13 protein-coding genes are annotated in these 12,099 nt (G+C 49.0%); 6 read left to right on the top strand and 7 right to left on the bottom strand.

Translation table 11 applies throughout. From position 1 onward, the window contains the following. The first annotated feature begins 127 nt into the window (after window positions 1-127). On the top strand, window positions 128-1,642 hold the full coding sequence (locus I8U23_RS03260) for a coproporphyrinogen III oxidase (protein ID WP_198050739.1): 1,515 nt from the start codon (window positions 128-130) through the stop codon (window positions 1,640-1,642). A gap of 44 nt (window positions 1,643-1,686) precedes the next feature. Here I8U23_RS03260 and I8U23_RS03255 read toward each other — a convergent pair whose 3' ends face one another. From I8U23_RS03255 to I8U23_RS03225, 7 genes are all read right to left on the bottom strand, one after another. Beyond that, window positions 1,687-2,034, bottom strand: coding sequence for a PH domain-containing protein (locus tag I8U23_RS03255; RefSeq protein WP_170151242.1), 348 nt, complete (start codon window positions 2,032-2,034; stop codon window positions 1,687-1,689). Window positions 2,035-2,156: 122 nt separating this feature from the next. Next, window positions 2,157-3,041: a Na+/H+ antiporter NhaC family protein gene (locus tag I8U23_RS03250; RefSeq protein WP_198050738.1), complete on the bottom strand. Its 885-nt coding sequence runs from the start codon at window positions 3,039-3,041 to the stop codon at window positions 2,157-2,159. A 1-nt stretch (window position 3,042) separates the two neighbouring features. Next, window positions 3,043-3,540 carry a Na+/H+ antiporter NhaC family protein gene (locus I8U23_RS03245; protein ID WP_198050737.1) on the bottom strand — a complete coding sequence of 166 codons (498 nt, stop codon included), beginning with the start codon at window positions 3,538-3,540 and terminating at the stop codon, window positions 3,043-3,045. Window positions 3,541-3,750: 210 nt separating this feature from the next. After that, window positions 3,751-3,966 (bottom strand): hypothetical protein, encoded by a 216-nt coding sequence (locus I8U23_RS03240; RefSeq protein WP_037997249.1) that lies wholly within the window; start codon window positions 3,964-3,966, stop codon window positions 3,751-3,753. A gap of 365 nt (window positions 3,967-4,331) precedes the next feature. Then, window positions 4,332-4,763: a hypothetical protein gene (locus tag I8U23_RS03235; RefSeq protein ID WP_037997244.1), complete on the bottom strand. Its 432-nt coding sequence runs from the start codon at window positions 4,761-4,763 to the stop codon at window positions 4,332-4,334. 35 nt (window positions 4,764-4,798) lie between these two features. Continuing rightward, a complete protein-coding gene (locus tag I8U23_RS03230; protein ID WP_037997241.1) occupies window positions 4,799-5,080 on the bottom strand; it encodes a hypothetical protein in 282 nt (93 codons plus the stop codon). Window positions 5,081-5,474: 394 nt separating this feature from the next. Beyond that, the gene (locus I8U23_RS03225; protein WP_037997237.1) at window positions 5,475-5,903 is read right to left on the bottom strand and encodes a hypothetical protein; all 429 of its coding nucleotides are present in this window, start codon (window positions 5,901-5,903) and stop codon (window positions 5,475-5,477) included. 199 nt (window positions 5,904-6,102) lie between these two features. Here I8U23_RS03225 and I8U23_RS13550 point away from each other — a divergent pair, with 199 nt between their 5' ends. From I8U23_RS13550 to topA, 5 genes are all read left to right on the top strand, one after another. Then, window positions 6,103-6,237, top strand: a complete 135-nt coding sequence (locus I8U23_RS13550; protein ID WP_255347202.1) for a hypothetical protein — start codon at window positions 6,103-6,105, stop codon at window positions 6,235-6,237. Window positions 6,238-6,494: 257 nt separating this feature from the next. After that, window positions 6,495-7,655, top strand: a complete 1,161-nt coding sequence (gene sucC, locus I8U23_RS03220; RefSeq protein ID WP_037997232.1) for an ADP-forming succinate--CoA ligase subunit beta — start codon at window positions 6,495-6,497, stop codon at window positions 7,653-7,655. 41 nt (window positions 7,656-7,696) lie between these two features. Beyond that, window positions 7,697-8,599, top strand: a complete 903-nt coding sequence (gene sucD / locus I8U23_RS03215) for a succinate--CoA ligase subunit alpha (RefSeq protein WP_037997229.1) — start codon at window positions 7,697-7,699, stop codon at window positions 8,597-8,599. Window positions 8,600-8,798: 199 nt separating this feature from the next. Continuing rightward, window positions 8,799-9,902 (top strand): DNA-processing protein DprA, encoded by a 1,104-nt coding sequence (gene dprA, locus I8U23_RS03210; RefSeq protein ID WP_198050736.1) that lies wholly within the window; start codon window positions 8,799-8,801, stop codon window positions 9,900-9,902. A 118-nt stretch (window positions 9,903-10,020) separates the two neighbouring features. Next, entirely contained in the window at window positions 10,021-12,096 is a 2,076-nt protein-coding gene (gene topA / locus I8U23_RS03205) for a type I DNA topoisomerase (protein ID WP_037997223.1), read from the top strand. Window positions 12,097-12,099: the final 3 nt, after the last annotated feature.

Below are 12,099 nucleotides of genomic sequence, written 5' to 3'. Positions count from 1 at the left end.
TCATATTTTCATTTTGTTTTCATAGAGAAAAATTTTGTTTGATTTCTGTCTATGCATTCGCTAGACTGTGTAAAGAAATTGGAAAGAAAAAGGAGGATATGCATCGGAAACCGGATGCAGGATGAACATGAAAACGTTCGTGATTTCAGGTCTCAAACCGGAATTTTTTCGGGATATTGAACTGATTGCTCAATTGTTTTTTGAAAAAGTCCGTGTCATCGACAGGGACGAAGAACAAAACGGTGATTATTTTCTGGCTTTTTCCATCCATGAAGGAAAGCCGGTGGAAGTAAACATCCGGCTCGAAGATTTAAAGAGCCGCCAATGCCATGAATCTTTTCACCAACGCGAAGTGGAAGCGGAAGTGGAAGGAAAGGAATATGTGAAACGGGTCCGGCAAGCGGTGAAATATGTGTTTTTGGAAGTCATGGAAAAAGCGACCGGAATTGATCAGCCTTGGGGGATCCTGACGGGCATCCGTCCGGTCAAATTGTTCCATTCATTTTTGCAACAAGGCTTTTCCGAAGAAGAAGCGGCGCAAAAATTGCAAAAAGATTATTTGCTGCATCCGGAAAAGACGGAGATTCTGGCGGAAATTGCCCGGCGCCAAAAAAGCGTTTTGCCCGATTTATATGATCTGGACCGGGAAGTCAGCATATATATCGGCATCCCGTTTTGTCCGACCAAATGCGCGTATTGCACATTTCCCGCTTATGCCATTCAAGGGAGAAACGGAACCGTCGAAGATTTTTTGGCAGGTCTTCATGAAGAAATCAAAGCGGTTGGCAAGTGGTTGGAAGAAAAACAGTTGAAGGTAACCACCATTTACTTTGGCGGGGGGACGCCGACGTCCATATCCGTCCCGCAAATGGATGGTCTCTTCCGGCTGTTGAAAAAGCACATCCCGCATTATGAAAACGTGCGTGAGTTGAATGTGGAAGCCGGGCGGCCGGACACGTTGGATGAAGCGATGCTGGATCTTTTGAAATCTTGGAACGTGGACCGGATCAGCATTAACCCGCAAAGTTTCAAAGAGGAAACCCTGAAATGGATCGGCCGGCACCATACAGTGAAAGAAACCTTGGACAAATACCGGCTCGCACGGGAGAAAGGATTTACAAACATCAATATGGACTTGATCATCGGGCTCCCGGGAGAAGATATACAAACGTTCCGGGAAACCCTGAAGACCATGGGGGAATTGAAACCGGAATCGGTGACCGTTCACACCCTTTCCTTCAAAAGAGGTTCGGTGATGACGCAAAACAAAGACAAATATCAAGTGGCCGGGCGCGAAGAAACGAGAACCATGGTGAAGTTGGCGCGGGAGTGGGGCAAAGCCTCCGGATATGTTCCGTACTATTTGTACAGGCAAAAAAATATCCTGGGAAACCAGGAAAATGTCGGGTATGCATTGCCCGGGCAGGAAAATATGTACAACATTATCATTATGGAAGAACGGCAAACGATCATCGGATTGGGATGCGGGGCCGTCAGCAAAATCGTTTCTCCGCATACGGGACGGATCACGCGTTTTTCCAATCCCAAAGAACCCAAGGCCTATATTGATTCCTTTGCCCGCTATCTGGATCAAAAGATCCGTCACTTGGATGAAATCTACGGTCAAACCGGTTCCCTTTAATGGCGGAGGCGAAGAGGGTGTCCCGCCCTCTTTGGCCTTCTGAATCATTCGCAGATCAAACAGGAAAGCCAACGATAAACCCCTTGGCAGTCGGTACCCCGTTTAAATTCCAATTCATAGGTTTTCCCTTTGGTCCTGATTTCCAAGACATGTGCGCGGTTCCAGAACCCTTTGACATACAGCCCGATGCTGTCGATGCGTGAATACGGGATGGAAAGAATCCCTTTTTCCCTTCCGAAGAGGGTCCGGTCGATCAAGACGATCCGCCGGGTGGTCAGGACAACCATATCGAGCAGCAACCCGTAAGTATATATGGTTTCTTCACCCTCATACAGCCATTTTTGTATTTGTTCCCAATGCTTTGCGGAATTTTCAACACGGTTTTTTTCCATCTTTCCAGCATCCTCCCCTTCATTCATCATAGCCGGAATTTTTCCATTTCAACCGGTACGACGCCTGATAAAAAAAGATCCACCTTTTTAAGATGGATCGGACTCTTCGGGTTTTCCGCGATTCATTCCTCTTTCCGGTTTAAACCGGCCACTTTGACACCCAGGACGGCCAACAGGATCCCGATGACGGGAACTGTATAATTGAAAATCGCGTAGGGAGCATATTGAAAGGTGTTCACGCCCAAGGTGGAGGTGATGAAAACACCGCAAGTGTTCCATGGCGGATGTGACCGTGCCCCCGTCTTCCAGCGCACGGGACAGGTTTTTGGAATGAAGGTTTCTTTTTTGTAAGCGCTTGCAAACATGCGGCTCGGAAGCAGAATGGAAATATATTGTTCCGCGGCGGTGACATTGGTGACAAAGCTTGAAAGAATGGTGGTTGGAATCAGGCTTTTTGCCGATTTGGCCAATTTCAGGATTTGATTGACAAGGGCTTTTTGCATGCCGGTGGATTCCATGATTCCCCCGAATGTCATGGCCACAATGGTCAGGGAGACGGTGTACATCATGCTCTCGATTCCGCCGCGGTTAAACAATTCATCGACCCATGCCTGTCCGGATTCAATGGTGTAGCCGTCATGCATGGCCCGGATCGCATCGCCGGCCGGATCTCCCTGGACAAAGACCTGGCAGATGAATCCCGACAAAACCCCCACCGCCAAAGCAGGCAACGCCGGAACTTTTTTGGCCACCAGAAAAATGACCAGCATGGGAACCAATAAGAGCCAGGGCGAAATGACAAAATGTTTTTCCAAAGTGGAAATCATGGTCTGGATATTTCCATCCTGGATGTTGTGGGCGCTGAACTGCATTCCTGCAAAAAAATAGAAGGACAGTGCGATGACAAGTCCCGGAATGGTGGTGTAAAACATATGCCGGATATGTTCGAACAAATCGGTTTCCGTCACCCCCGAAGCCAAATTGGTTGTATCGGAAAGTGGGGACATTTTATCGCCGAAATAGGCTCCGGATATGATGGCTCCCGCCACGAAAGGGTGGAATGCCCATGCTGATCCCGATTCCCATGCCGGCGACGCCGATGGTCCCCATCGTGGACCAGGAACTGCCGATCGCAAGGGACACGACACAACAGATCAAACAGATGCTGACCAGAAAGAGGGAAGGGGTCATGATCTTCAGTCCGTAATAAATCAAAGAGGCGATAATTCCCCCGCCGATCCAAGTGGCGATGATCAGTCCGACCAGAATGATAATTAACATGGCGGGTAAAGCCAGGCGGATGCCTTGATACATCCCTCCCTCCATATTCTTCCATGAATGGCCGTGAAAGTGTGCGACCAGACCGGCCGTGATGGTGCCGACGATCAGCGGGATGTGGGGGGGTCCTTCAAACCGGATGATCGTAACGGCCATGGTGACGATCATCACCAGAAGCGGGAATAATGCCCAAAGAAACGGAATATCCTGTTGCTTGGAATGCTTCATAAATTTCCTCCTTTGTTTCGCCTTGGATAAATGTTGATTTTTGGGGAATATCTATTAGTTTATAATAAATTAATTCAGAAATAAAATTTAGTTACGATCATTTAGCCAAGTCTTTTTTTTGTGGAAACGAAAAATATTGCATCAAAATCCACGCGTAAAAAAAAGAGGGCGGTTGCCCTCTCGTGTCGGATGGAAGCGCAGTTGCGCTGGTTATAAGAGGTTGCTGGTGGAGTTGCCGCTTCCACCGCAGATGGTTTGTGCATCTCCCAAGTTAATCGGGATTTGCAGGTTCAAGTTGATGAGACCGGCACTTTGAGCTCCGGTGGTGGCTCCGTTATTCACCCGGGCTTGGCATCCGCCGCGGCGGCGTCTGCGACGGTGTGGCACAACCACTACAACTTTCTTTCTTCTCGTGCAGCAGGACATACCGCGTCACCCCCTTTCACAAGGATTGCCGGACAAAGACGGGTCGGGAGAAGTGGATGTCAAATCAGGAAGGGAAGGGGGAGATGAACTCCCCCGGCATCATTCATCAGAGGAGATTGCTGGTCGAGTTACCTCTGCTGCCGCTGAAGGCCTGAGCATCTCCTAAGTTAATGGGTACTTGCACGTTCAGGTTGAGCAAGCCGGCACTTTGTGCACCGGTCCGGGGAGCGTTGTTGACGGATGCGCGTGCGCTGAAGGACCGGCGGCGTCTGCGGCGGGCTACAACGACCACGACTTTCTTTCTTGCATGGCAATGCATAAGCCTTGCACCTCCTTTCAGGGAAAATGATCACATTGGATTCGGATTACTCTTTCTTTTCAGAATCCGCAGCGGATTGCTTGGAGGAGAATTGTTGTTTGATTTGCTGTTCAATTTGCTTTTTTTGTTCTTCCGTCACCGGAACTTTTTTCGCGATGACATTGACCAGATTGGGAGCCAGGGATTGCATCAGGGATGCGCCGGTTGTCGTTCCTCCGTTTCCGTTGCCGATGAGGATCGACATCAACAGGTTGACGAGTGCCGTGATGAAATCAATGAGGATGCCTGTTGCATTCGCTACGGCTACTCTGGCAGATCCGGTGAGGGCTCCGGGCAAAGTCAGGATATAATTGAGAAAATCAATCGCGGTTTGTTGCGCTTCCACTTGTTGGGATTGCGGGACATTTTCCCGGATGGCTTCGTCCAAAATGGCGCGGATTTGTTCCAACTCTTCGGGGGTAAAGGAGTTTTTACTCATCCTGTTTCACCTCCTTTCAATGGGGTTCACAGAACTTACACGGCATTGGATACCGAGTTTTGGTCACTTTCATTCAACGATGTGGAATCACCTACATTGACGGGGATTTGGACGATGATATTAATCAGACCGCTGATCGCGCCATCGATGGTCGCGGCGTTGTTGACGGAGCTGTCTGCGGAGGAAGGGCGTGTCGGACGTCTTCGTTTTTTGCGGGGGGAAACGTTTTTTAGCAGAAGCAGTCTGCGGCAGTGCCTGCACAAAGTCGGTTTTTTCTTCCTTTTCCGGAGTTTCTTTCGCCGTCTATAACAGGTCATTGTTTGCGCCTCCTCTCGTCCGGGAGGGCGCCGATTTGTTTCGGTGCAAGACATCTTGTTGGATGAGTTGCTTTATCTTGTTTTTGGTCCCTGGTTGGAACACTTCTGCCAAATTGATTAAATTCTGCAGTTTTGGGGGGAGTTTTTCATCATCCAGACTTTTGATCAATAAGTTGTATATTTTCATTCTCATGATTTGTTCCATTTGTCCCGAAAGTTGATCGAGGTGTTTCCGGTTGCCATTCAATGACGACACCTCCTTGTTTTCAACTGGCATTCTTTGAAGTTACTATAGTATATTATTTGCTCGCAAAAAGGTGATTATATATTTTATAAATAGTTTAGTATCTTGGTAGAAAATAAAGCCGCCTTCCATTCGGAAAGCGGCTTTTCATCAGCCGGGGGTTTCCGTGAAATATTCCGGAAATTCCCGCATAAATGTTTGTACGACTTCCGGATATTCGTTTTCGGCGATTTCGAAGATTTCCTCCCCTGAATATTCAAAAAAGAACAGGGATTTGTCGGGATGATCCGGGTCATAATACATGGCCATGGTTCGCTGTTGATGGGTGAAAGTGGCGCCCAAAACCGCCAGGAATGTCCTTCCTTCCACTTCCAGCCGTTGGAAGAAAAGCGGTTCCAACTCTTGCAGAATCAAATCGCTGTAGGTTTCCCCCGGATAACGCAAGACCATTTCGTCTTCTTTTTCTTCTTCAATAATATAGATTTCTCTTTTTCGTTCTTTTTTCCACAACAGCAGCAAATGCTTGATTTCTTGATGGATGAAAACATATTGATAAGGCGTTTGAAAGCGGATGTTCAATGATTTTCTCCCCTGTTTTAAAATCGTACTCTTTTTATATTAAAACACGGACGAGCCTTAAAACAATGGACTGGCTTGAAGAAAAGGCCTGCGGAAATGCGGTTGCTAGAATCCGGCAGGCAACAGTATAATACCAACGTAAGGATTTATGAAAGGGACCATGATTGGGAAAAATGGAATGGGAGAAGGAGGGAAATCCATGAACACGTCCGGCAAGGAAACGCCCCGTAACCAGGAAAATGATTTTATTGACGCCGTGAAAGGTGCATTGGGAGCCGCCGGGGTTTTCTTATTGATCTTTATTATTTTAACTGCGATTGACTTATTGCGGTAAAATTTTTAAAAACGGGAGGGTCTGAGGCGGAATCCTCTCGTTTTTTTGTCGGGAACCGGAAGTGCCCGGTTTGCTCCCGGTTGGCAAAAGCAAAACCGTGAGATATACTTCAGAATGTGGCCAAACATTAAAAAAAGATTTTCTGTCTGACTGGTACCCGGTTATGTAAGGGGATACAGAAGGATGGAATACATAAATCATGAACCAGGGTTTGGCGTGTTTTTTGTGGTTATGACCAAGGATTGGGGGATTGCGGAATGAATGTTCATGAGTATCAAGGAAAGCAAATCCTGAAAAAATATGGCGTTCAGGTTCCGAACGGCTTTGTCGCGTTCACAGCCGATGAAGCGGTGGAAGCTGCGAAAAAGCTGGAAGGAGACCTGTGGGTTGTCAAAGCGCAAATTCATGCCGGGGGCCGCGGAAAAGCCGGTGGCGTGAAATTGGCCAAAAGTTTGGAAGAAGTCCGTCAATATGCGGATGAATTGCTCGGGAAGACGCTGGTGACCCATCAAACCGGTCCGGAAGGAAAAGAAGTCAAACGATTGTTAATTGAAGAAGGACTCCCAATTGAAAAAGAATATTATGTTGGAGTGGTGATTGACCGGTCCACCCAACGTGTCGTCATGATGGCTTCCGAAGAAGGAGGAACCGAGATCGAAGAAGTGGCCGCCAAAACTCCGGAGAAAATCTTTAAGGAAGTGATTGATCCGGCGGTTGGAATGATGCCGTTCCAAGCGCGCCGTTTGGCTTATTCGATCAACATCCCGCAAGAGAAAGTCAATAAAGCGGTAAAATTTATGTTGGGCCTTTATCAGGCGTTTGTCGACAATGATTGTTCCCTGGCGGAAATCAACCCGCTCATTACAACGAAAGACGGACGTGTCATGGCATTGGACGCGAAATTGAATTTTGATTCGAATGCATTGTTCCGCCATCCTGATATTTTAGAAATGCGCGACTTGGATGAAGAAGATCCGAAAGAGGTTGAAGCTTCCAAATACGATCTGAACTATATTGCACTCGATGGAAATATCGGCTGCATGGTGAATGGAGCCGGCTTAGCCATGGCCACCATGGACATCATCAAACATTATAACGGAGAACCTGCCAACTTCCTGGATGTCGGGGGCGGCGCAACCGCGGACAAAGTGCGGGAAGCTTTTAAAATTATTTTGTCGGATGAAAATGTCAAAGGAATCTTTGTCAATATTTTCGGCGGAATCATGAAATGTGACGTGATCGCCAGCGGAGTGGTGGAAGCGGCAAAACAAATCAAACTGGACCGGCCGTTGGTGGTTCGTCTGGAAGGCACCAACGTCGAACTCGGCAAGAAAATCCTGCAGGAATCCGGCCTGGAAATTGTAGCAGCCGATTCTTTGGCGGATGGCGCGCAAAAAATCGTGGAACTGGTGAAGTAAGATTTTGATGACAGATCGCCCGAGAAAGGTGGGAGTTTTAGATGAGTATTTTTGTAAATAAGGATACAAAAGTGATCATCCAGGGAATTACAGGGTCAACCGGATTGTTTCATACCAAACAGGCGATTGAGTACGGGACACAAGTGGTCGGCGGTGTCACCCCGGGGAAAGGGGGACAGGAGATCGAAGGAGTTCCCGTTTTCAACACGGTGCAGGAAGCCGTGGAAGCGACCGGGGCCAATGCTTCTGCGATTTATGTGCCTCCGGCCTTTGCAGCCGATGCCATCATGGAAGCGGTGGATGCCGGATTGGAGTTGGTCGTGTGCATCACCGAAGGCATCCCGGTATTGGACATGGTGAAAGTAAGACGGTACATGGAGGGGAAAAAGACACGCCTGATCGGCCCGAACTGTCCGGGTGTCATCACTCCGGGCGAGTGCAAAATCGGAATTATGCCGGGATACATTCATGTTCCCGGACATGTCGGGATCGTATCGCGGAGCGGAACGCTCACCTATGAAGCCGTCCATCAATTGAGCACACGCGGGATCGGCCAATCGACGGCAGTCGGCATCGGGGGCGATCCGATCAACGGGACAAACTTCATTGATTGTTTGAAAGCTTTTGAAGAAGATCCGGACACCAAAGCGGTGATCATGATCGGGGAAATCGGCGGTACGGCAGAAGAAGAAGCGGCCGAATGGATCAAAGCCCATATGACAAAACCGGTGGTCGGCTTTATCGGCGGACAAACCGCACCTCCCGGAAAACGCATGGGACACGCGGGTGCGATTATCTCCGGAGGAAAAGGAACCGCTGCCGAAAAAATTGCCACGTTGGAACGCTGTGGCGTAAAAGTGGCGGAAACACCGGCTGTCATCGGCGAAACCCTTGTGAAAGTCTTGGAGGAAAAAGGGTTGTTGGACGAAGTGACGGCAAAGTGATGAATGAAGGGAACCTTTTAGGTTCCCTTTTTTTATTGGGAAGGGCCGCGGCAGTGATGGTTTTTGGGGAAATCAGGATCCGGCGGAAGGAGAAATGGCGGGGAAATGGTACTTTGTAATATTGGAAAAAAGACCTGAACGCATCACAGGTGTCGACTTTAAGAAGATATTCATTTTCTTGCAAAAGAGGTGTTGGCCGTTGCATGCTTACTCTTGGCTGATCGCATTGGATCACATTCAGTCGGTGGGATGGCACACCATTCATTCATTGATTCAAGCGGGATGGAAACCGCAAGAGCCCGTGCCGGACGATTTATTGAACCGGTTGACGCGGTCCCAGGTGAGGCAAATAGTGATCAGGAAGGTGAAAAGCGAATTAACTTCCGCGTTGGTTGAAAAAGTGATGCGAAACCTGGGAAAAATGCAGATTCAGACCGTGACGTTTTTTGATCCGGCCTATCCTTCTTTGTTGAAAGAGATTGCCCAACCGCCGTGGGTGTTATATATTCGTGGGGATTCATCTTTGTTGGCGCAAAAATCGCTTGCCGTGGTTGGAACAAGAAAACCGACGCCTTACGGACTCCGGGCAACGCGGGAGCTGGTGACGCCGTTGGCGGAACGTGGGTGGACTATCGTCAGCGGGATGGCCAACGGAATCGACGGAGAGGCACACCGGTCCGCACTGCGGGTGGGAGGCAAAACCATTGCCGTTTTGGGGACGGGGGTGGATGTCATTTATCCCAAAAATCATCGCCGGCTTTATGAGCAGTTGGTGGAGCACGGGGCGGTAATTTCCGAAATGCCTCCCGGCACCCGGCCCCATCCCGGGGTCTTTCCCAGACGGAACCGGATTATCAGCGGCCTTTCGTACGGAACGCTGGTGGTGGAAGCTGCGGAAAAATCGGGGTCTTTGATCACTGCCGGGTTCAGCATGGAGCAAGGAAGGGAAGTTTTTGCGGTTCCGGGGATGATGACTTCCGTCCAAAGCCAGGGAACATTAAAACTGATCCAGGACGGGGCAAAATGCGTGCGCCAGCCGTCAGATATCCTGGAAGAGCTGGAGGGACTCTCTTTGACCGGCACCCTTCCGGACGGTTTGCATAATTTGAGTCCGATTGACTTAAATGATATAGAAGAGCAAATCTACGGACAAATTCCGTTGGATGAACCAATCCACATCAATCAGTTGTTGGAGCGGTTTGATCAACAAAGGGCTCCGGGAGAAATCCATCAGGCACTGGTCACCTTGGAGATGAAGCAGGTGATTGCCTCCCTTCCCGGAGCCCGGTATATCCGCAAGTGATGCAACAAAGCATCTTCAAACCAAGTGTCCGGAAGTTGAACACTTTGGTCACAATTTGGTATTGTATCAAATACGAGTGCAAATAAGAGAAGTGGCAAGAATGAGGGGAGGGCCATAGATGGCCGATTCACTAGTGATTGTTGAATCACCGGCTAAAGCCAAAACCATAAAAAAATATTTGGGAAGCAAATACATCGTGAAAGCTTCCATGGGACATGTGCGGGATTTGCCCAAAAGCCAGATGGGCGTCAATGTGGAAAAACAGTTTGAACCCAAATATATCACCGTCCGCGGAAAAGGGGATATCTTAAAAGAATTGCGTGATGCCAAGAAAAAAGTGGAAAAGGTCTATCTGGCGGCGGACCCGGACCGGGAAGGTGAAGCGATTGCCTGGCATCTGGCACACAGTTTGAATGTTCCGCTGGAGCAAAAATGCCGGGTCGTTTTCAATGAAATCACCAAACAAGCCGTCAAAGAAGCATTCAAGCATCCCCGGGAAATCAACATGGACTTGGTGAATGCCCAACAGGCGAGGCGGATTTTGGATCGGCTGGTGGGTTATAACATCAGCCCGCTGTTGTGGAAGAAGGTGAAAAAAGGCTTGAGTGCCGGACGGGTCCAATCGGTGGCGGTCAAGTTGATCATCGACCGGGAAAATGAAATCCGGGAGTTCAAACCAGAAGAGTACTGGACCGTGACGGCCGTTCTGTTAAGCGGCGAAGAGCCTTTTGAAGCCAAATTTTACGGTTACGGAAAAAAGAAAACGAAGTTGGGTTCCAAAGAAGATGTGGATCAACTGCTTGAAGCAATCAAGGGAAAGCGCTTCGTTGTCGAAGAGGTGAAAACCAGCGAACGCAGACGAAATCCGGCCGGCCCGTTTATCACGAGCACGTTGCAGCAGGAAGCCGCCCGGAAGCTCGGTTTTCGCGCCCAGAAGACGATGGCGGTCGCCCAGCAGTTATATGAAGGGGTGGACATTGGCAAACAAGGAACGGTGGGGCTGATCACCTATATGCGGACGGATTCCACCCGGATTTCGAAAACGGCCCAAAGCGAAGCGCGCGAATACATCACCGAAACATTTGGAGCGGAATACTTGCCGAAAACACCGCACTCGCACAAACAGAAATCGGGCGCGCAAGATGCCCACGAAGCGATTCGTCCGACCTCTGTCTTCCGGGTTCCGTCAGAAATCAAAAGTTATTTGTCCCGGGACCAATACCGGTTGTACAAATTGATTTGGGACCGTTTTGTGTCTTCTCAAATGGCGCCGGCCGTTTTTGATGCGGTTTCGGCAAATATTCGGGTCGGGGAAGCGTTGTTTAAGGCAAGCGGATCCAAAGTCAAGTTCCCGGGATTTATGAAAGTGTATGTGGAAGGCGAGGATCAGAAGAAAAAGGAAGAAGACAAGTTTTTGCCGGAGCTCGCCAAGGGGCAGGTGTTAAAGCGGAAGTCCGTTGAGCCCAAACAACATTTCACCCAACCTCCGCCCCGTTATACCGAAGCCAGCCTCGTCAAAGAGCTGGAAGATAAAGGGATTGGGCGCCCGAGTACTTACGCCCCGATTTTGGATACCATCCAGAAACGGGGATATGTCCTTCTGGAAGATAAACGTTTTGTTCCTTCCGAGCTGGGGGAAATTGTGATTGATTTAATGCAGCAGTTTTTCCCGGAAATCTTAAATGTGGAGTTTACGGCCAATCTGGAAGAAGACCTGGACAAGGTGGAGGAAGGAAAAGCCGATTGGATTGAAATTTTGGACCGGTTTTATCATCCGTTTCAAAAACAGTTGTCCGTGGCGGAAAAAGAGATGGAAGAAGTGGAAATCCAAGACGAAGTGTCCGGGGAAGTCTGTGAAAAGTGTGGCAGCCCGATGGTATACAAGTTCGGCCGCTACGGGAAGTTTTTGGCTTGTTCCGCTTTTCCGGATTGCCGCAATACCAAACCGATTGTCAAATCGACCGGGGTCCCGTGCCCCAAATGCAAAGAAGGGGAAATCGTTGAACGGAAGAGCAAAAAATCCCGACTGTTTTACGGATGCAGCCGATACCCGGAATGCGATTTTGTTTCGTGGGACCGGCCGGTTCCCCGTCCATGCCCGAAGTGCGGGAACCTGATGGTGGAGAAAAAAGCAAAGAAAAAGCAGACCATGATTCGTTGTACCGTTTGTGATTATGAAGAAGAAAAAAATTGACGG

It is taken from the genome of Thermoactinomyces sp. CICC 10735 (assembly GCF_016055175.1).
Lineage (GTDB): Bacteria > Bacillota > Bacilli > Thermoactinomycetales > Thermoactinomycetaceae > Thermoactinomyces > Thermoactinomyces vulgaris.
The sequence above is the reverse complement of the archived record's forward strand: the minus strand, read 5'-3'. Positions and strand labels throughout refer to the sequence as shown.